Origin of the sequence: Candidatus Protochlamydia amoebophila UWE25, from assembly GCF_000011565.2 — a bacterium.
Classification (GTDB): Bacteria; Chlamydiota; Chlamydiia; order Chlamydiales; family Parachlamydiaceae; genus Protochlamydia; species Protochlamydia amoebophila.
In genome coordinates this window covers 2281358-2300661 of sequence record NC_005861.2, presented here as the reverse complement: position 1 = coordinate 2300661, position 19304 = coordinate 2281358, and the positions used below count along the sequence as shown (strand labels likewise).

Below are 19304 nucleotides of genomic sequence, written 5' to 3'. Positions count from 1 at the left end.
CTTTAATGAAATTTTATCTTTGATCTTCTTAGGATAATGCACTCTTTTATTTTCGGCGCTAGAATTCCTGCTTTTTTATTAAGGTTCTTTTACCTAACAATTTCTAAATTGAGTGAAGTCGCTAAAGTTTTAAAACGGTCTAATCCATCATCAGTAAGACGCCTGCATCGGCTTAGATCTAGATGCTGCAAAGCCGTTAAGGGTGTTAAATGCGCTAATCCTGCATCGGTGAGATTAATGCAATATTTTAAATCTAGATGTTGTAGAGCCGTTAAAGGTGTTAAATGGGCTAATCCTGCATCGGTGAGATGCCGGCATTCGCTTAAATTTAGATGTTGCAAAGCCACTAAAGTTGTCAAATGGGCTAATCCTGCATCGGTAAGTTTATAGCACCTGCTTAGATTTAGATGCTGCAAACCCGTTAAGGGTGTCAAATGGGATAATCCAGCGTCAGTAAGGTTAAAGCAACAGCTTAAATCTAGATGCTGCAAAGCCGTCAAAGGTGTCAAATGGGCTAATCCTGCATCGGTGAGATTCTCACAGCCAATTAAATATAGATGCTGCAAAGCCGTTAAGGGTGTCAAATGAGATAAACTAGCATCAGTAAGGTTATAACAACAGCTTAAATCTAGATGTTGCAAAGTCGTTAAGAGTGCCAAATGGGCTAATCCTGCATCCGTGAGATTCTCACAGCAACTTAGACCTAAATGCTGCAAAGCCGTTAAGGGTGTTAAATGCGCCAATCCTGCATCGGTGAGATTCTCGCAATAGCTTAAATCTAGATGCTGCAAACCCACTAAAGGTGTCAAATGGACTAATCCTGCATCGGTGAGATTCCAGCATCCGCTTAGATTTAGATGCTGCAAAGCGGTTAAAGGTTTCAAATACGCTAATCCTGCATCAGTGAGATTCTCACAGTAGCTTAGATCTAGATGCTGCAAACCCTTTAAAGGTACTAAATGCGCTAATCCAGCATCAGTGACACCCCGACATTTCTTAAAATAAAGAACTTCTATATTTTTACAATCTTTTAATGCTAAAAGGTGAGCATTTGTTAAATGAGTATTTTCCGAAAAATTGAGTACTTCTATCTTCTTTGAGAAGTGATTTATAATTTTTTCAAAATCCACCAATTGAAAGTTCTGGTTTAATAAGGCGCTCACAACGGTGAATTCTAAATAGTTCTTCAATCTATTTAATTGATAGCGATGCGCGAAACTTAAAATCTCTTTTAATCTGACTAAATTTTCTTCAGTGGAGTTAAAGGATTCAAATCTTTGTAATTTGTATCCATCAATCAACTGTTCTTCTAAATTTTTCACCACTTCGGTTAGTTCATAATAATCGGCGAGTTGAATGGCAGAAATAATCTCTTCCAAGGGAATTTTAAACTTAGGATTCGTTAGGCAATTGAGCAAAAGCGTAAAGTCTTTTTTTGTTAAAGCGAGAGGGTGTTGCAGGGTTTCTTGAAAATTTCCTGACCAAAGAATTTTAAAATAAAGGGATTTTTCCCTTAACAAAGCTAGCTGAGAGTGAGAAATAGTTAGAGAAGTTCCCTCTTGAAAGCTCAGTTGAAATTCTTCAGATATAGGTGAAGGAACGGGAGCTGGAATTGTTGATGCACTAGTTTCTTCTAGCTTAGGCAAAGGATTGTCTAAGCCATTATTTTCATCCACAAGAAGGTCATTAATTTCTTGATATTGAGAGTAAGAAGGAGCCGTTGTATGGACAAGATGACTAGGATTAAACCCAAAATTAGAAATATTCAAAATGACCATCCCAATGAATGAAATAAATTTTAATTTATAGATGTTTTAACAGTATGATATTTAGATAAAAATTATTGCAATAATTATGAGATAAAATAGGCAGCCATTTTAAAGAGAATTTATTCTCATCAATGAAGAGCGATTAAAAAATAAGTAAGAATCAATAAATATGGTTCAAACATAAACTCCTTATTTTTCGTTTGGAAAACGTGTTTATTTATCACTTTTCTAGGCCAAATAAGGTGAACATTTGAGGCTATCCCATATTAAAAGGACAATCCCGAAGGTAGCAATCCGTATTTTTTATGTTTTATTCGGAGATAGGGCTAAGTTAGAGATTTATCAAGAATAATTCATAAATTTTAGTGCCTATTTCCCTACTTTTAGAATTAACTAAAAATAGTCTTCATGTTAGAATAAAGAAATAAACCTAAGGAAGAGCACATGACTTTCCATTCACAGCCACATAGAGTAAAAGTCACTATCGATGTTTCTGAAGACGAGAGAACTTATATTAAGATGCTCGCCACTAAGAAAAAAATGACTATTAGCGAGTTTATCATGTCATACGTTAGACCAAATATTCCCCATAATGAGCCTAATGCTGAGACGCAAAAAGCAATGAGCGACATCGACAAGAGAAAAAATCTCACCCGCTGCAATTCTATAGAAGAATTTTGGCAGGCGGTGGGGATAGATCCTAATGCTTAAAATTGAATTGACTAAATCCATAAAAAGAGATCTGAAAAAATATAAACATCAAAAAAATGTGCTGCTAGAGCTTCAAGATATTATTGGTTTTTTGGTTAAAAAAAGAACTTTACCATCAAAATACCGCGATCATAATTTGACTGGTAATTGGGTAGCTTACAGAGAATGTCATGTTAGGAATGATATTTTACTCATTTATAAAATAGAGGATAGTATCTTATTTCTAACTAGATTCGGCTTTCATTCTGAGCTTTTCTAAGAATTTTAATGAGATTGTTGACAGAGATTATTCTACTACAAGCGTAGTCTTATAAGAAAAATAATGGAAAATTAAAATTTAATTTTATTAAAAAATCTAGCGGTTAAAGTATTTACATTTAAGGATGTCAACGTATATCCATAATATATTTTTATCAAATTTTAAGTTCCATTTAAACTAATTACGATTTATCTGCTTGAACCGAAACTTTTCTAAGATTAGGTGTTACAACCCTCCATAAAGCTTGCATAGTAGATAAGCGGAGTCCACGTATATCCATAATATATTTCCACCAAACTTTAAGTTTTGTTTAGCCTAATTCCTCTGTTGGTTCCTCATAGCGCGCATATAAACATCCTGGGCACTCTATCTTTTCTGGATAAACACTAGTTATTCTATTATATTCTATCATATAAGGTTCTGAAAAATCAGCAATTACTAGCGTTTCTGCCTCATCTGACAATTCAATTTCTTCTTCTGAAGGTTGATGATCATGAAAAAATGGAAAAAGATTATATTGTCTTTCTCTTGAATATAAGCTCTTCTTACGTTAGGTGTAATCATTCTTAATAATGCTAATGCTCTTGTAGCAGATAAACGAAGACTTATATTATCCATAATATAAAATTAATTAATAAAATCCTGATTGATTCAAAATTTTTAAAGGGGATTGCTCGACGGCAGACCTACCAAGTAGATATTTTTCTATCCTTTTTTGAAGACCAGACAACTAAAAGTGAATTTGAATTTCCTCTTCTTTGAATAATATTGGCAATTCAACCCTAATCCCCTTATTTAAATTTTGTTCTCAAAAAATTTATTGAATAATCTTTATTATTCCAAATAGCCAAGTAATTGTTTGGGTTTGTAGACTCTAATTTGGAACATAGATGAGGGTTAATAAAATGGTTATTCACTTTATGTTCAAATGTAATATCTCCTAAAGGAGTTGTTAATTTTAAAGGGTTGATATTGATTGGAAATGTATTTTGTTTTGTTGAAAATAACTTCATTTTTTTTGCTTATTTATAAATACATTTTTTAATTTTAAATTCTTTACAAGCAAAATAGATGTCAAAAATTTTTCTGAGTACATCTTCGGTAAACTTATAAATTTTTTCTTATTCTTTTTTATCAACCTCTCACTCAAATTAAATAATATACAGTCGTATATCTATTGATTGACGACTTAGCTTAATAAAATTAGAAAATTTTTGTTTTAGCTATCTTTAATATCATCATTCTATTAACGTGCCCAAAGAACGCATGATTGGTTGGATGAGATTGTATTTTATATGAATAACGGCAATAGATCCGCCCAGAGCCAGGCTTATCAAAGGATAATGATAAATAAATGACTGAGCCATCAAAACAGTCATGATGCCTAGTACCACCCAATAGGTAAGATTGGCACTTTTAGCAAGCAATGTATATCCCCATTTGCCTAGGTTTGTCAGGGTGCTTTTCATTTCTCCCACACTTGAAATACTACCTTTAGTCCATTCGATTGTTTGAGAAGCAATGGCGGTAATATTAGTCCAAGAATGCAACGAAAGCGCTTTAACCCTCAACTTTATCTCTTCTTGTTTATTTTTCATTGCCGCTTTCAAGTCATGAAGCCGATTTAGACTTCCCGTATACACTCTATGGATTTTCTTAACTAGGTAAGGTGAAAATACATTTATTTTTTGCCCCACTTCGATAGATAACTGTTCCATTTCTTGTTTAACAAGTTGAACTTGTTCATTTAAGAGATGAGATTGAGTAGTCATTTTTTGCTGACTTTCTCGTATTTGAGCGAAATCTTCAGCAATTATTGAAAGTTCCGCTTGTTGCTCATTTAAATTCGAAGTCAACTCTAAAAATGATTTCTCAATTCCTGGAAGGGTTTGCGAAAGCTGGATTTGGTTAGCCGCGACTGCATCTATGCTTTGCTGCAAATTGTTAAGATCAGCAGATGCCCTCTGTACGGATAAAATTTGAATTTTTTGTTCTTCCTCAATGCGGATGAATGCATGCATTGCTTCTTTTGCTTGCTCTAAGATAAAATTTCCTAAACGAAGATTTTCTTCATCAGATTGTTGAGTTTTCAAAAAATTTTCTTGTGTTGCTTTTTTTCGTGTCTGTATGGCTAAAAGTTTATCTTGTAAAGGCAGCCCTGTAGGTGAAAAAATTCCTTCTTGATAGATCATCATAAGTTTGTTCCCTGTGTTGACTTTCTACGGGTGGGTTTGCTATATACAACATGATTCATAAACAAACTATTATACTTAGTAAAAGTACGCCAGCTAAAATTAGTAACGAAGCTTATCTGATCGATGAAAGTGAATTCTTCAGCCCGTTCTTTTAATCGCTGATTTTCTTGATTCAAAACAACAAGCTGCTGTTCAATATTGTTTTGTCGAACCTCGAATTCTCCATTTTGTACTTTCAATAAATCTATTTCTTGTTTCAAGTCTTTATTTTCCTTTTCAATAGCTATTTTTTGAGTTTGAAGTACTTGTTCTTTATTAATAAGTTCTTGCACTTTGGCAGTTAATACTGCATTGTCATTTTCTAATTGTTCTTGTGCTTGAAGAGTAGCTTGTTTTTCTTGTTCCAGGTTTCCAAAATTTACACTGATTTCATCATGACTTCTTTGAACCAAATCGGCTTTTTGGACCAATTTTTCAATTTTTGAACGAAGCTCTTCATTTTGCTTTTTAAGTTCTTGCTTGCCAGAGTCAATTTTATTATTAGCCTCTAATAATAGGAGGTTTTCTTTTTCTAATTCGTTTAAACATTGTAAAGCTAAAGCATCTGAAACACTACGAGACAGGTTTATAGATTCGGTAAAAATAGCTGTAATCTGCCTTACTTTTTCTTGGTCTGAGTTTTGGGTCAGTATAATTTTCGCGATATTTCCGTAAACGGTAGACAAAATGGGGTCAGTTTGAAAAGCATTATTTTGGTAGGGCCTTGTCAACGTTTCACTGTTAACTTGCATAGTATTTCTCCTATATGGTGGATGTTAACTTTACTTTTTGCCTTTGAATGATCAAATCCTTTCATTTCGCAAAAAGGTTTTGACTCAATAAATTTTTTTAAAAGGTATTAATTGCCGTTTCAATGAGATACATTACAACTACGCGAAAGTGCTTATTTTCTATAATGCGCAATCATTTAATCAAAAATTGTATATATAATTAAATAATTTTGTATACAGTTTTTTATTTTTATACGAGATTTTATATAAAAATTATCATTGCTAAATGATAATTCTTATTTGAGAAAATGGAAAAATAGGGCTTGAGGTGGCATTGCCCCGCAAAAAAGGTTCAACAGAAAGTAAAAAAATTATGCTATCCTTTAAAAAAAGGAAAACAGTATGAAGGAAAGCTTCATAGAAGAACAAATTATTAAAATCCTAAAAGAAGTCGACTCAGAAATACCTCTTGTAGAAGTTTGTCGCAAGTATGAAGTCAGTACAGCTTCTTATTATCAATGAAGATGGTTTACTATAGCTGTAGAGGAATACGATAATAATTTTGAATGCAAGGCATCTCTTTGAAATAATTTCATGTTTGGACATAATTTAACCGTTTTCCTCGTTGAATTTTTCCCGCTCTGAATCACTAATAAATGTATGATCAAATTGATCAGGATATTTTTTAAGTGGAAGAGATAAAACACCTAATTTCACCCACTTTTTTTAAGCCCTCGAATTGTAAGAAGTTCGTCCACTAACTCGGCTTCCGCTAAAAATACATGTCCCAAAGTATTTTTTAAAAATAGAAACCAAATTGTTTTATCACGTGACAAAAAAACGTCAGCTTTTAAACGGCCATAAAGAGGGCTATTTATAAATTGCGATCTTTCATTATTGGTAAAATCGGGATTTTGTTCGAAAACTAGAAAATCATTTGAACGGGGGTCTTTTGGTAACTCTTTAGGGTCTAGAAGAATCATATTATTTTTATGAATTTCTTAAAGGTGGTCTCATGCTAAATTTAGGATTCAAAGGGGTTCATAGACCTACCAAGGATATTGATTTATTTGCTAAACGTTCAACTAAAATTAACAATGTATAGTGTATAGCGCATCGTCACGGAAATTGCAGGATTGACGTGTGATGAAGATGGAATCACTTTTGATACGCAACAACTCATTCTTCGCAACACCTAACAGTTGGGAATTGTGGCGGTATAAATAGCAGTTATAAATAAATTTATCCTTTTGAGACAATTTTTATGATAGTCTTGCCCACGTCTAGTGATTTGGAAATTCCAATTAACAATGAATCCTACGAATAAGTGCAATCCTTTAAAACAAATGTCATTTGGAGCACGCTAGATCGATTTATGGTAGAAGGAGTTATTGGAGTTTGGTTAGGAACCTTGAATCGTTCGACTCAGATTAACTATCATTCCGGTATGAAGCAACTAGCGCAGCAAGGCCTGATTAATTTAAGGATCAGTTTGCAAGCTTTTTCTTTTGTCAATCACGAAGCAATTTTGGATCAAATAAAATTAGTTCAGGATTGGTCTGAAGACACAAGACAGACAAGAGCTGCTTGCTATGTGTCTTTTACAGATTATTTGAACAGGCAATTGCAAGGAGTTGTGCTAAAGGCCATACAAAGCAAAGAAAAGGAAACAAAACGTTTTTCAAAATACAGGAAAAAGATGGTTACAGAGGCCATGAATCAAGCACATTGGCGACTTTTTTATGGAAGACAAGCCATAACCACTGATCATTTTTCTTATTTCCTACAAAGCTCTATTGCTCATCTCCTTTAAGTTTAGTTACTTTTAATTCATCTTTCTCATGACAAGTGACTTATGCATTTAAATCCTCAGGTAAATCATTGATAATGAAATCAATAAAATCATAGCAACTATGATTTCCTTACATCAAAAATTCTACAAATTCCATGAAGAGACACTCTTTTTAAAAGAGCTTTTCTGACAAGTTCCTTTATTTATTTGCTAATGATTTTAGCTTCATTGTTTTTGCTTCGCTATTTGCCACACTCTAAACAGCGAAAATTTAGCTTTTCCTGTCTTGTATCACCATTCTTTTTACCAAATTTGAGATCTGTGCAGTGTGTACATCTCATTACTCTTCTCCACTTGAATTAGAATATTTTCTTTATCAAATATAACCTTAAATGTTTAGTATTACTAAATAGTTAAATTTTATTTGATTATTAATAAAAATAATATTATTAATGTAATTAATTAGTGTGGGTAATGTAATTTTTATTGGTTTTTAAATTGTTTTTGATAAAAAAAGGAGATAATATGGATCCTACATTATCATCATCATTAAACTCTAAAATTTTTATACAACCAACCCAAGACACGGAAAATCCCCAAAAAACATATAGTAGAAAAAAATGTAGACGAGAGACAAATTGAATCATCTGAAATGGCCACGACACAAGGTTCTCTTTTAGAAAAACAAAGAAATGCTGAATTCAAACAACAATTCGTTTCTCAACAATTGCAGCAAATAACTACTGTCGCATTAGATTTAATAGAAACAGACGCGGCTACTTTTTACAAATCAATAGTTGATGCTAAAAATGCCGGCTTAGAGGAAGATCGACAAAATGGAATGTTTGGAACCAAAAACTCAAAGTGGTTTGGAGCAGCCGTACCTACTTATCCGGAAGAAGATTATGCATAAATGCGAATGTTCTTAAGCCCAGATAATGAATTTGGTGTAGCGATCAAAGAAAGTGGAGATATCGTCTCAGTTTTTAAACATCCTGCGACAGACAAAAGTATAAAAGCTGTAGATATACTTCTTCCCAAAGCTATTGAAAATGGAGGTACTCATCTTGATTGTTTCAATCCCATATTGCCAATTTTATATGCTAAACATCGTATGGAACCTATTGCAAAAGTAAAATTTAATGAAGAGTTTGCACCGGAAAATTGGAATTTTACACGAGATGGGACTCCTGATATCATTTTTATGGTGTATAATAAAGAAGCCAATCCTCCACAAGATCCTACTTTATTAAAAGAATTAGTACAAAAACAAATAAGTGAATTGCCTTATTCTAGTTATGAAAAGGCTATAGAAAAACAAATTTTTTTTACTAAAAAGTAAAAAATGATATTATATAGTTTATAATTATAAAAAAGGGGGAGCTATGGTAAGTTCAAATTATCATCATTTTAATTGGGATCAATCTGAAAAGTATGAAACGCAAGATTCCAAAAACATTACTCCCTCAACCCTAATACACAAAAAGCAATTAATGGAAATTGAAGAAGAAAAGGAACAACCTCTGGAAAAACTTGAGGAACGTGATGTTCTTATTAATTTGATTATGGAAGAAAAGGGTGTTTCAAAAGAAGTTGCGGAAGCAGAATATGATTATTTCAATTAAATTATAATAAATATTTTACTTTGCATTTTTTTAATTGAGTCTAAATAGTTAAATAAGATTTTATTAAATATTTAAATTTTTTGTTTTCTAAAAGCTAAGGGTTGAATTTATTTCGCTTGATTGATGTAAATACTAAAATTTAATTCCTTTAATTTCATTTTAATTGTAAATGAATAATTTTTTGGAAATAGTTTTCTAAATTTTAATCAGGTTTTTACATCAATCAACATCAACAAGGCTTCAAACTTTCATTTTATTTTTCAATTTTTGTGACTTCGAATTAAAAGTATTACGAAAGTTTATAAATTTTCTTTAAAAATTTGTGTTAATTATTCCAAGCAGACACTAAAATAGTTTTGTCTGTTTCTGAATTTGCAGACAATAAAAATAAGGCCGTATATTAACAATATTTTATTTAATTTTTTCAATTTTCAAAAGCTCAATCTGTTCTTGGAAAAATTAAATCCTTTTTTTATTATAAAGCATCTTTGAAAAAATCCGCCGTAAGGTTTGCTTTGCATTTCTTTCCAAAGCAAAATATTTTCTTCTGCAGAAACATTTAAATGATTATGCCAAAGTTTAAAGCGTAATCTCTAAATCAATTATTTTCCTGACATTTTCTTTTTCCTACTTTTTATCAACCCCTTTTTTAGGATTATCATTGGTATCTCACTTACTTAATCACGGTTAGTCATAAAAGCTTCATTTGAGAAATTTATTGGTGAAGTATCTAGTCAGTAGATTTATGTAGCTTGAGGTGTTAAGTGTTTGTATGACAATTGCTTGTGTTAGGGTGTTATAAAGTTAACTCCATTATTTAAGTTTTAGATTGCTGAGATAAGGATAAACCTATTATGTCTGATTTGAATAGGTAGTTAATAAAAGCAACCAAGGATTTCATATGAGTACAGTAGGGATTCCTTCTTCTTCTTTGCAAATGCAGCAAAAACAAGGAATGAACTTGACACAGCGTTTGATGATGTCAACTCATATGCAACAAGCCATTCATTTACTTCAATTGCCTATCTTAGAATTAGAGCCGTTTATTGAAGAACAAGTTGTTTCAAATCCTTTGCTCGATATTATCCCTATAGAAAAAGAGGGAGCTTTTATAGAAGAACGCACTTCAGCTTCTGAAAAAATGGAAAAAGAAATCACGATTGATGATCGTGATTTGGCTATTTTGAACCGATTGGATGAAGATTATCGAGAGCATTTTGCAGGAAGTGAAACAACGCCAATGAAAAGATCCAGTGAAGAAGAAAAGTTAAAAAGCTATTTAGAAAATTCAATTTGCGCGGATCCAAGTTTATTGGAAAAATTGCATCAACAAGCGATCGATACATTTAATAATCAACAAGAACTGGCTATTGCAGATATTTTAATTGGTTATATTGACGCCAATGGTTTTTTGAAAACACCTCTTCAAGAAATTTGCCTTTTACATAATCTTGAAGAGTCTGCGGTGAAAGATATTTTAAGAGAAATGCAGGAATTTGAGCCTTATGGAATCGCTGCCGCTTCTATTCAGGAGTCGCTATTAATTCAATTAAGATGCTTGCATAAGGAGGGAAAACTTGCTTACCGTCTTATTAAAGATTATTATAATGAATTGTTACACAATCATATTCCTTTGATTCAAAAACAATTAAAATGCTCTTTCTCGGAAATTCAAGAAGCGATTGAAAAGGATATCGCAAAATTAGATTTGCATCCTGGCACGCATTTCTCTGCTCAAACATCTCAAGTACTTATTCCCGATGTTACTTTGCGTCAAGAAGGAGAAAAGCTTATTGTTGATGTTGATCGTGATAGAGCTCCTACCTTAAAAATTAATCGAAAATATTTGCGCTTGTTGAACGATTCTTCAACATCAAATGAAACAAAGCAATTCATTAAGCGACACCTTTTTTCAGCTCGGTGGCTTGTGCGAAATTTGCAACAGCGATATTCGACGATTGAAAGAATTGCTGAATTTTTAGCGGTTAATCAATATGAATTTTTTACACAGCCCGATGGACAGTTAAAACCTTTAACCATGAAAACGATTGCAGATGCTTTAGAATTGCATGAATCGACAATTGCAAGAACTGTCTCCAATAAATATATCAATAGTCCCAAAGGAATTTTTTCTCTCCGGTCTTTTTTTACAACCAAATATACGTCGGAAGAAGGGGAAGATCTTTCAGCTAAAACAGTAAAAGAGGCTATTTTAGAAATTATCAGTGGCGAAAATAAGCTTCGTCCTTTTTCCGATGAAAAAATATCGGAATTTCTAAAAAGTAAAGGGATTACCTGCGCTAGACGCACCGTTGCTAAATATCGACAAGCCCTAGATTTAGGAAATACGCAACAGCGTAAAAAATTTCATCAATCTTAAGAGACTATAAGAATAAATGGCGTTGATTCGATGCGGATTAATTCTGCATCGAATCAACGCCATTTGTATATTACAATTTGTTATTCATCACGATTGCCGCCCTTATTAGGCATGAATTGTTGTATAGCTGCAATAATGGCTGCGCCGATAAAAATTCCTGGTGCTGCAATAAATAAAGCCACTAGAACAACTGTTAATACGATAGAGCGAAGTTGCTCTTTATTCGAAAAAAAATGCCTGACGTTTTGGAGATAAAAGACAATCTCGGATGCAAAGTGATAGCCTACAACCATTCCAATGATTAGCTCTCCTAATAGGCTACCGTACATAAACATCATGAGAACAATCCCTAGCCCTAAAAGAAGATAAGTGATCATTTGTTCTTTGTTGTTTTTTGCAAAATCGAAAATTTCATCATTATTTTTCGATTCTCTAGCAAAACGTAATTGTTCTCTAATTTTATCTTCAGCTCTTTCTTTTTGAGAAAAATTTTTGTCTTTTTGTGTCATGTCAGGATTTGAATTTTGACTTAATTGAGAAGCGTCGTAAGGCGTAAAAGGCTTGTTAGGTTCATTATTAGATTGGTTTGAATCGTTACTGTTCATTATTTTTCCTTATTTAAATCTTTTGTTAGAATAAACATTTGATTTTACACTATCTTTTTTCGTTGGATTTATTGATAAGTTTCAAATTTCCTAGCTTACACTCTTATAACATCCAAAAACTCGTTATAATATGCATTTGTGAACCATGCAATCTTTTTTTTAATTTTAGAAGCTATTAAAATTTTACTCGCAGTTTATTTAATAATTTTCCACTTGATATGAGTTTTTACTAATTGTTTGTTTTTTTTAAATAAAAATGACATAATCCATTATTAATCAATAGGTAAATCTAAAAATAAAAAAAAGAGAAACAGATGATCAATCGCTGGTTAATGGGCTTAAATTCTATTATCTTAGGAAGCTGTTGTCTTTTAGCTATTGGAATTGGAGTGATGAAGTTTACTTATTCCAATCAGATTATTTGTAGAGATCCTAAGGCAAACCTATGTGGATTGCCAAAAGGAGCTTTTGAATTATCAACAGAGTCTTATGAACAGTTAAATGGCCCTTTATTAGCTTTAAATGAAGCTTCTCCTTCTTTGCAGCTTCCCGATTTGCGACAACAATTGATTTATTATGGAAAAAACAGTAGACCAGATGCTCAGTCTGAACAAACCTTGTTGCATTTTGCTTTTAATACAAATAAAAATATTGTATCGATTTCTCCTGGGGAGCGACTTTACTTAGTTTACGATAAAGAAAGTGTTCCAAATAAATACGTTTTTAGTCCTCAGAATAAAAAAACGTCTTTGTGGATAGAAGCAATGTTGGCTGATTCTGAAGTTGTTGTTAAGTTAACTTTGGAAAATGACAAAGGAGACTTGATTACAGAGCCTGAAAATCATTATCAATTTCGACTTCCTGAAAAAGAATTCATTCGCTTTGCTGGGAAAGTTTGGGAATTGGGAACATGGAGAGTCGATGGAACACTTTTAGCCAGACAAAAAGCGCGCTGGTTTGGGATTGATCGGTTTTTAGAAAAGCACGGAGGAGACGAATACCAACACTGCTTGGGCAAACAAAGAGTCGATTTTGGGGAAAATGAAAATATTTATTCTGTTTTTATTGGCCCTGGAGATTGTTTAATTTGGGATGAAAATCAATGGAAAGTCATTCAACCAGGAGCAGGTTCACGGGCTTATCCACTTTTGGTCGTCAAAAAAATTGATGAGCGATTATTGACTTTGGAATTGTGGGATGTAGAAGGGAAAGGTAAGATCCTGTTGAATTTATTAAAATCTGTTGAACCTTGGATGGTACAAAATGCTCAAAATATTCAACATATGTTTAAATTTGTCGGGGCCAAAACAAGGTCGCAATGTGTATTTGAAATTAATAATGAAAGAATGATTGTTAGTCCTTCCGACTGGCTTTTGATGACTCAGAAAGGATGGAAAAAACTTACTTCTGCTGAGGAAATAGATGATTATGTAAAGCGTAAAACGGCTGGGACATTGTTTGTATTTGAAAGATTAGTGCGTAAAGATGATCGCCAATTGATGTTGGGAACTTTATATAATTCTACTCGTAGTGATAGTCAATCAATTGAACTGACTTTACAGCAAGGTAATAGCAATAAATCTTTTACAACTAAAGAAATGAAGGATAAAGAGGTTAAAGAGCCAGGAGAAACGATTTTGCAAACAGAAAAAGGGATTACTAGTGTTGGTAAGACTGAAGCTGATTTGGCAAATCGTATTCCAGTTGTTCCTAATCTCTCGAATAAGAATTAAAACAAGGCTTCTTATAAAGTTGTGTGTTGAATGACAATAGATTTCATTGACACTGAATTAAATTTGGTAAGAGTAGATTAAAGCGAATCGACGGTAAACATGATAAAGCAACTGGTTTGGATAGTAGGTCTTTTTTGCCTAGCAGGATCCCCTTTTCATCAATTGTGGGCACAATCAATATCAGAAAAAAAAGCTAACCTTCAATCTTCTGAAAGTGATTTAGATCAAGAAATGGATCGTTTCTTGACGCAAGTAAATAGAGAATCTCAACACATTCAATTTCAAATTGAACGGCTTTATGATGAGGTTTTTAAACTTTACCAAGCAAAGGCTCCTGTAGAAGATTACAAAGAATTACTCAATCGCATTAACCAACATAAAAAGCATTTGAATCAACTTGAAAATAGATGGCGTGACTTAGCTGTCCGAAGTAATAAAGGTGAGGCTTATGGACTTTGGCATGCCCCAGATACAACTTTAGAACAGTTGATTATTGATTATGGATCTCAAGATTATGTCTATTTAATTCCTCCAGACGTAGGTGCAATTCGCTTAAGTATTGATTCTAATTTACCAATTCCCAGGTCATCTTGGAATGAAATGTTAGAATTAATTTTAAATCAAAATGGAGTAGGAATTAAAACTTTGAACCCTTACCTGCGTCAACTTTACTTAATTACTCTCAATAATTCTAACCTACGTTTGATTACTAACAAACGGCAAGATTTAGAAATTCTTCCGATAGATTCAAAAATTGCTTTTGTATTATCTCCAGAACCATCAGAAGTTCGGCGAGCTTATTCTTTCCTAGAAAGATTTATCAATCATAATACAACAGTTTTACAAGTTCTTGGAAGAGATATTCTGTTAGTGGGTCAAGTGGGTGAAATTCAAGATATTTTAAAACTTTATGATTTTATTGCCTCAAATCGCGGAGAAAAAGACTATCGCCTCATTCCTATTTGCAAGGTTCGTGCAGATGAAATGGCCCGTATTTTAACAGCAATTTTTGATCAAGAAGAAGGAGACACTTCTTTAGCCATTCCTGCAAATGGAGAATCTTCCCGACAATATGCTAGAGGAGATGTCAATGGATTGAAAATTATTGTCTTAGATAACATGACGCAAGCACTTTTTGTTGTGGGAACAAAAGAAGAGATCCGCAAAGCAGAAGACGTTGTACGAAATGTAGAAAATCGGATTGGCGGAGTAAGAGACAAAACAGTTTTTTGGTATACCGTAAAACATTCTGAATCTGAAGAGCTGGCTGATGTTTTATTCAAAGTATACAATTTAATGATCACAACAGGGACGGGTGTTAGATCAGACGGACAAGGAATAGTTTCAAGAAATGCAGGAACTGAAATCAATGTTATAGATAATAATTCAGCTCCTCCTCCCATAACGCCTCCTATTCTTAACCCACAAAAAGAGCCTCCCCAAACCTTATATGGACAAGAAGGCTATTACCAAGAAGGAGGGTTCATTGTTAATCCGGCTCCTGCTCAACCTGGTGCCTTTATCCAAACAGATCCCAATGTAGGACGAGATAATTTTATTGTTGATGCGAAATCTGGATCAATTGTGATGGTTGTGGAAGCTGACATTCTTCCAAAAATCAAAGAGTTACTCAGAAAATTAGATGTTCCTAAAAAAATGGTACAGATTGAAACACTACTTTTTGAAAAGATTTTAACCCGTGAAAATACATTTGGATTAAATCTTTTAAAAATTGGTGAGCATATTGCTAAAAACACAAATTTAACTGGAGCAACTTTTAATAACATTTTTCCTGTTAAGGGAGAATTTACTCCAGCTAACGCAGGGGTTTTTGACTTTTTATTAAGCCGGAAACAAACAAGTAGTGGTATTCCAGCCTTTGATTTAGCTTATCGCTTTTTATTGTCTCAGGATGATGTACAGATTAATTCAAATCCATCCATTTTGACCATGAATCAAACTCCCGCAACAATCGCTGTCAATGAAGATATTTCTATCAATACGGGGATTTTTGAAGTGGAGACTGCTAAAGGAACAACGCTGAAAGATGCTTTTACGCGTGCTCAATACGGGATTACAATTAGTGTTAAACCGACTATTCATTTAAACCAACATGATACAGAGGATGAATGGGATTTTGATTATGTGACACTTGAAACGGATATTACTTTTGATACAATTCATGCAGGAGGAGATCGCTCACGACCTGATGTGACGAGACGCCATATTACTAATCAAGTGCAAGTTCCTGATGGAGATACAATAATTTTAGGAGGATTAAGGCGAAAGACAACGAATGATAATAAAGATTCCATTCCTTTTTTGGGAGAATTACCGGGACTAGGTAAATTGTTTAGTACGAATTCCCTTAAAGACAGTAGCTCTGAAATGTTTATTTTTATTACTCCTCATATTGTAAAAGATCCAAAAGAGCAGCTCCAATGTCTAAGACAAGAGCTTTTATGTTTGCGTCCAGGGGATGTTCCTTACTTTCTAGAATGTGTTCAAGAAGCTCATCGTTATGAAAAAACAAGATTGATGGAAGGGAGTATGACGGTATTATTCGGTCGTCCTCGTGAACGTTATTACATCTCTGATTGCTGCAAAGTAGATGACCATAGCCAACTTGAAGGAGAATATGACGGGCGATAATGAGGAAACAGGAAATAAAGAGTTTTTATTAAAAGAAAAATTAGGAGGAGAACAAGCTCAAGCGAAGCTTGCCGAACAATTTGGGATGACTTGTTACCTTGACTTGTCTTCTTTTCGAGTAAGTAAAGAGCGTTATAGACAAGTTCCTTATGCATTTGCCAAAAAGCATATTATTCTTCCTGTGGAAGATCAGGGAACTATCGTAGTTGTCGCTGTGGCTGATCCTCTTAATTTAGCTCCACTAGAAGAGCTTCGGTTTTTTTTAAACGCTGAAATTGAAGCCGTTTATAGCCCTCGTGATGTGATTTTGTCAGCTATACATGATTGTTATAACACTGAACATGGTGCAGCTTCGCAACTGATTGCTGGGATGGGAGACAAAAGCGAAGAAGGAAAAGAAGGCGATATTGAAATTTTTGATCTTTTTGATCAAAGCAAGCTGCAATCCCCAGTTGTCCAGCTCCTTAATTTAATTTTAACAGAAGCCATTCAGCAAGGGGCTTCTGATATTCATTTTGAGCCTTCAGAAAATGGAATGCGGGTTCGATATCGCATTGATGGAGTTTTGCAAAATAGGCATGCTCCTTCGCAAGATTACCAAACTCAATTATTGACTCGTATCAAAGTCATGTCCAAATTAGATATTGCCGAGCATCGTTTGCCGCAAGATGGACGTATCAAATTACGTATGGGAAGACGGGAAGTAGATTTTCGTGTAAGTACAGTGCCAATTGCAGGAGGCGAGCGTATTGTTTTGCGTATTTTAGATAAAGGAAATGTCTTACTTGGATTGGATAAAATTGGGATGCTTCCTTCTGTTTTTGAGCAATTTCAAAAGCTCGTTTCATTACCAGAAGGTATTGTTTTAGTGACGGGGCCAACGGGAAGCGGAAAAACGACAACTCTTTATAGTGCTATTTGTGATATGACAAATGATGAGATCAACATCATGACCATTGAAGATCCAGTAGAGTATAATTTAAGAGGGATTGCACAAATTGGAGTCCACCATAAAATTAAGCTCGATTTTGCTACGGGTTTAAGACATATCTTACGTCAAGACCCCGATGTGATTATGGTGGGAGAAATTAGAGATAAAGAAACAGCAGAAATAGCCATTCAAGCTGCTTTGACAGGGCACCTCGTTTTAAGTACGCTTCATACCAATGATGCTCCTTCTGCGATTACTCGCCTTGTCGATATGGGAATTGAACCTTATTTATTGTCTTCTTGTATTGTAGGTGTTCTAGCTCAAAGGCTTGTCAGAAGAATATGTTCAGATTGTAAAGAAACTTATGAACCGAGTCCTCGAGAGTTGCAAAGTTTGGGAATTCGGTCAGAAGAATTGAAAAATGGTTTCCTCTATCGAGGTAAAGGGTGTTCCTCTTGTTATGGAACTGGGTTTAAAGGGCGTCAGGGCGTTTATGAGTTAATGCCAGTTAATCATGCAATCAATAAACAAATTGTCCAAAGTCCAGATGCCATAGAAATGCGTAAAGTGGCTTTGTCACAAGGAATGGTGAGCTTACTTGGTCATGGAGCAGAACTGGTTAAACAAGGTGTTTCGACTGTAGCAGAAGTACTGCGCGTGGCAAGAGGAATTGAGGAAGAAGGGTAGGTATGCCGCTTTATCAATATCAGTATGTCGATGAGAAAAAAAAACGTCGAACAGGAGTGATTGAAGCGATCAGTGAACGTGATGCTAAAGAAAAATTGCGCGATCAAGGATTACTCATTACGCAGATTCAAACAAAAAGTAAAATTAACGGAAAGCAAAACCTAAAAGGAGAGGCTCTCTTAGCTTTTACAGTTCAACTTTCTCAATTAGTCAATGCTGGTATTCCCCTTTATGAAAGCTTAATTGCTATTGAAGAGCAATCGAGAGGAGAGTCTTTTCACCGCGTTGTTTTAAGTTTATGTGAACAAATTCGTACAGGAATGAGTTTGTCTGGAGCAATGGCAACGTATTCGGAGAGTTTTGACCAACTGTATTGCGGAATGGTAGCGGCTGGAGAAGCTGTTGGGATGCTAGGTCCGATTTTAGAAAAACTCACGCAACTTCTTGCCAAACAAATGAAATTAAAAAAACAAATCACGACAGCAATGATTTATCCTTGTATCTTAGGGGGATTTTCGTTGTTGATTATCACCCTCTTACTTGGATTTGTCGTTCCCTCTTTAGAAGGAATTTTTGCAGAACGTAAACTCAATGCTTTTACAAATGCCATTTTAGGTTTAAGCCACTTTTTTAGAAATTATTGGTGGTTATACTTGCCTGCTTTCGTAGCAGGAACAGTTTTTGTCATTTGGAAATTTCGTTCTTCAGAAGGAAAGTTATGGATGGAAAAAACGCTTTTGCGCATACCTGTGATTAATACTTTAGTTATTCAAACGGCTGTGGCAAGATTTTGCCGTACGATGGGAACGCTTCTTCAGGGGGGATTGAACATGATAGAGTCTCTTCGCATCTCTCGTGGAGTGATGCATAATGTGGTTTTGGAAAAAGAAATTCAACAGGCTGAAGCGAAGATTATCGAAGGGCACTCTTTAAGCCAAGAATTAGGGAAGTCTAAATATATTCCTCCATTGGTTTCAAAAATGTTAGCTGTTGGTGAAGAATCAGGGACGTCTATCGTGATGTTAAGTCGTATTGCAGATATGTATGAACAAGAAATTGAGAAAACATTAGATCGGGTGATGGCTTTGGCACAACCAGTTATTTTAATTGTGATGGGACTCGTTATTGGCACAGTGCTTTTGGCTATTATGTTGCCATTAACAGATGTCAGCTCTTTTTCAGCAGGTTGAAAAAA

Annotated in this window: 17 protein-coding genes and 3 pseudogenes; 13 read left to right on the top strand and 7 right to left on the bottom strand. The window is 34.1% G+C overall.

What is annotated here, in order from left to right:
- Window positions 1-89 precede the first annotated feature (89 nt).
- On the bottom strand, window positions 90-1769 hold the full coding sequence (locus tag PC_RS09190; protein ID WP_079890471.1) for a hypothetical protein: 1680 nt from the start codon (window positions 1767-1769) through the stop codon (window positions 90-92).
- Between the two features lie 444 nt (window positions 1770-2213).
- Here PC_RS09190 and PC_RS09185 point away from each other — a divergent pair, with 444 nt between their 5' ends.
- Both PC_RS09185 and PC_RS09180 read left to right on the top strand, forming a co-directional pair.
- The gene (locus PC_RS09185) at window positions 2214-2480 is read left to right on the top strand and encodes a hypothetical protein (protein WP_011176458.1); all 267 of its coding nucleotides are present in this window, start codon (window positions 2214-2216) and stop codon (window positions 2478-2480) included.
- Window positions 2473-2739 (top strand): type II toxin-antitoxin system YafQ family toxin, encoded by a 267-nt coding sequence (locus PC_RS09180; protein WP_011176457.1) that lies wholly within the window; start codon window positions 2473-2475, stop codon window positions 2737-2739. Before PC_RS09185 ends, PC_RS09180 begins: the two co-directional genes overlap by 8 nt.
- Before the next feature lie 310 nt (window positions 2740-3049).
- Here PC_RS09180 and PC_RS12025 read toward each other — a convergent pair.
- The 3 genes and pseudogenes from PC_RS12025 to PC_RS09165 all read right to left on the bottom strand — a co-directional run.
- Window positions 3050-3238: pseudogene (locus PC_RS12025) on the bottom strand (hypothetical protein); the annotation flags it as partial.
- A 739-nt stretch (window positions 3239-3977) separates the two neighbouring features.
- Window positions 3978-4934, bottom strand: coding sequence for a hypothetical protein (locus PC_RS09170; RefSeq protein ID WP_011176455.1), 957 nt, complete (start codon window positions 4932-4934; stop codon window positions 3978-3980).
- Window positions 4931-5725 (bottom strand): hypothetical protein, encoded by a 795-nt coding sequence (locus PC_RS09165; RefSeq protein ID WP_011176454.1) that lies wholly within the window; start codon window positions 5723-5725, stop codon window positions 4931-4933. Before PC_RS09165 ends, PC_RS09170 begins: the two co-directional genes overlap by 4 nt.
- 381 nt (window positions 5726-6106) lie before the next feature.
- Here PC_RS09165 and PC_RS11905 point away from each other — a divergent pair, with 381 nt between their 5' ends.
- A complete protein-coding gene (locus PC_RS11905; RefSeq protein WP_044045635.1) occupies window positions 6107-6226 on the top strand; it encodes a transposase in 120 nt (39 codons plus the stop codon).
- A 191-nt stretch (window positions 6227-6417) separates the two neighbouring features.
- On the opposite strand, the gene PC_RS09155 is transcribed toward PC_RS11905, so the two are convergent.
- On the bottom strand, window positions 6418-6687 hold the full coding sequence (locus PC_RS09155) for a hypothetical protein (protein WP_011176452.1): 270 nt from the start codon (window positions 6685-6687) through the stop codon (window positions 6418-6420).
- Between the two features lie 26 nt (window positions 6688-6713).
- Between PC_RS09155 and PC_RS12015 the strand changes: the two are divergent.
- Window positions 6714-6809 (top strand): annotated as a pseudogene (locus PC_RS12015) (hypothetical protein); the annotation flags it as partial.
- Between the two features lie 222 nt (window positions 6810-7031).
- A complete protein-coding gene (locus tag PC_RS11530) occupies window positions 7032-7517 on the top strand; it encodes a hypothetical protein (RefSeq protein ID WP_011176451.1) in 486 nt (161 codons plus the stop codon).
- Here the strand turns inward: PC_RS11530 and PC_RS11525 are convergent.
- Window positions 7426-7837 (bottom strand): annotated as a pseudogene (locus tag PC_RS11525) (IS1-like element transposase); the annotation flags it as partial. The gene PC_RS11530 and the pseudogene PC_RS11525 sit on opposite strands and share 92 nt — an antisense overlap.
- Before the next feature lie 311 nt (window positions 7838-8148).
- On the opposite strand from PC_RS11525, the gene PC_RS09145 reads away from it, so the two are divergent.
- The 4 genes from PC_RS09145 (at window position 8149) to rpoN (ending at window position 11501) form a co-directional block, all read left to right on the top strand.
- Window positions 8149-8409, top strand: coding sequence for a hypothetical protein (locus PC_RS09145; protein WP_011176449.1), 261 nt, complete (start codon window positions 8149-8151; stop codon window positions 8407-8409).
- Window positions 8410-8838 carry a hypothetical protein gene (locus tag PC_RS09140; protein ID WP_011176448.1) on the top strand — a complete coding sequence of 143 codons (429 nt, stop codon included), beginning with the start codon at window positions 8410-8412 and terminating at the stop codon, window positions 8836-8838.
- A gap of 43 nt (window positions 8839-8881) precedes the next feature.
- The gene (locus PC_RS09135; protein ID WP_011176447.1) at window positions 8882-9121 is read left to right on the top strand and encodes a hypothetical protein; all 240 of its coding nucleotides are present in this window, start codon (window positions 8882-8884) and stop codon (window positions 9119-9121) included.
- A 901-nt stretch (window positions 9122-10022) separates the two neighbouring features.
- Window positions 10023-11501, top strand: a complete 1479-nt coding sequence (rpoN, locus tag PC_RS09130; RefSeq protein ID WP_011176446.1) for an RNA polymerase factor sigma-54 — start codon at window positions 10023-10025, stop codon at window positions 11499-11501.
- An 80-nt stretch (window positions 11502-11581) separates the two neighbouring features.
- On the opposite strand, the gene PC_RS09125 is transcribed toward rpoN, so the two are convergent.
- Entirely contained in the window at window positions 11582-12106 is a 525-nt protein-coding gene (locus PC_RS09125) for a hypothetical protein (protein WP_011176445.1), read from the bottom strand.
- A gap of 314 nt (window positions 12107-12420) precedes the next feature.
- Here PC_RS09125 and PC_RS09120 point away from each other — a divergent pair, with 314 nt between their 5' ends.
- The 4 genes from PC_RS09120 (at window position 12421) to PC_RS09105 (ending at window position 19299) form a co-directional block, all read left to right on the top strand.
- Window positions 12421-13839 carry a hypothetical protein gene (locus tag PC_RS09120; protein WP_011176444.1) on the top strand — a complete coding sequence of 473 codons (1419 nt, stop codon included), beginning with the start codon at window positions 12421-12423 and terminating at the stop codon, window positions 13837-13839.
- A gap of 99 nt (window positions 13840-13938) precedes the next feature.
- Window positions 13939-16491 carry a type II secretion system protein GspD gene (locus PC_RS09115; RefSeq protein WP_052278695.1) on the top strand — a complete coding sequence of 851 codons (2553 nt, stop codon included), beginning with the start codon at window positions 13939-13941 and terminating at the stop codon, window positions 16489-16491.
- Entirely contained in the window at window positions 16478-18109 is a 1632-nt protein-coding gene (gene gspE / locus PC_RS09110) for a type II secretion system ATPase GspE (protein ID WP_011176442.1), read from the top strand. The genes PC_RS09115 and gspE overlap by 14 nt, the downstream gene beginning before the upstream one ends.
- Window positions 18110-18111: 2 nt before the next feature.
- Window positions 18112-19299 (top strand): type II secretion system F family protein, encoded by a 1188-nt coding sequence (locus PC_RS09105; RefSeq protein WP_011176441.1) that lies wholly within the window; start codon window positions 18112-18114, stop codon window positions 19297-19299.
- Window positions 19300-19304 lie beyond the last annotated feature (5 nt).

Excerpts from the sequence above, each read along its gene's own strand:
- PC_RS09185 (WP_011176458.1), top strand. The coding sequence starts at position 2,214 with ATGACTTTCCATTCACAGCCACATAGAGTAAAAGTCACTATCGATGTT.
- PC_RS09180 (WP_011176457.1), top strand. The coding sequence starts at position 2,473 with ATGCTTAAAATTGAATTGACTAAATCCATAAAAAGAGATCTGAAAAAA.
- PC_RS09170 (WP_011176455.1), bottom strand. The coding sequence starts at position 4,934 with ATGATGATCTATCAAGAAGGAATTTTTTCACCTACAGGGCTGCCTTTA.
- PC_RS09165 (WP_011176454.1), bottom strand. The coding sequence starts at position 5,725 with ATGCAAGTTAACAGTGAAACGTTGACAAGGCCCTACCAAAATAATGCT.
- PC_RS11905 (WP_044045635.1), top strand. The coding sequence starts at position 6,107 with ATGAAGGAAAGCTTCATAGAAGAACAAATTATTAAAATCCTAAAAGAA.
- PC_RS09155 (WP_011176452.1), bottom strand. The coding sequence starts at position 6,687 with ATGATTCTTCTAGACCCTAAAGAGTTACCAAAAGACCCCCGTTCAAAT.
- PC_RS09145 (WP_011176449.1), top strand. The coding sequence starts at position 8,149 with ATGGCCACGACACAAGGTTCTCTTTTAGAAAAACAAAGAAATGCTGAA.
- PC_RS09140 (WP_011176448.1), top strand. The coding sequence starts at position 8,410 with ATGCGAATGTTCTTAAGCCCAGATAATGAATTTGGTGTAGCGATCAAA.
- PC_RS09135 (WP_011176447.1), top strand. The coding sequence starts at position 8,882 with ATGGTAAGTTCAAATTATCATCATTTTAATTGGGATCAATCTGAAAAG.
- rpoN (WP_011176446.1), top strand. The coding sequence starts at position 10,023 with ATGAGTACAGTAGGGATTCCTTCTTCTTCTTTGCAAATGCAGCAAAAA.
- PC_RS09125 (WP_011176445.1), bottom strand. The coding sequence starts at position 12,106 with ATGAACAGTAACGATTCAAACCAATCTAATAATGAACCTAACAAGCCT.
- PC_RS09120 (WP_011176444.1), top strand. The coding sequence starts at position 12,421 with ATGATCAATCGCTGGTTAATGGGCTTAAATTCTATTATCTTAGGAAGC.
- PC_RS09115 (WP_052278695.1), top strand. The coding sequence starts at position 13,939 with ATGATAAAGCAACTGGTTTGGATAGTAGGTCTTTTTTGCCTAGCAGGA.
- gspE (WP_011176442.1), top strand. The coding sequence starts at position 16,478 with ATGACGGGCGATAATGAGGAAACAGGAAATAAAGAGTTTTTATTAAAA.
- PC_RS09105 (WP_011176441.1), top strand. The coding sequence starts at position 18,112 with ATGCCGCTTTATCAATATCAGTATGTCGATGAGAAAAAAAAACGTCGA.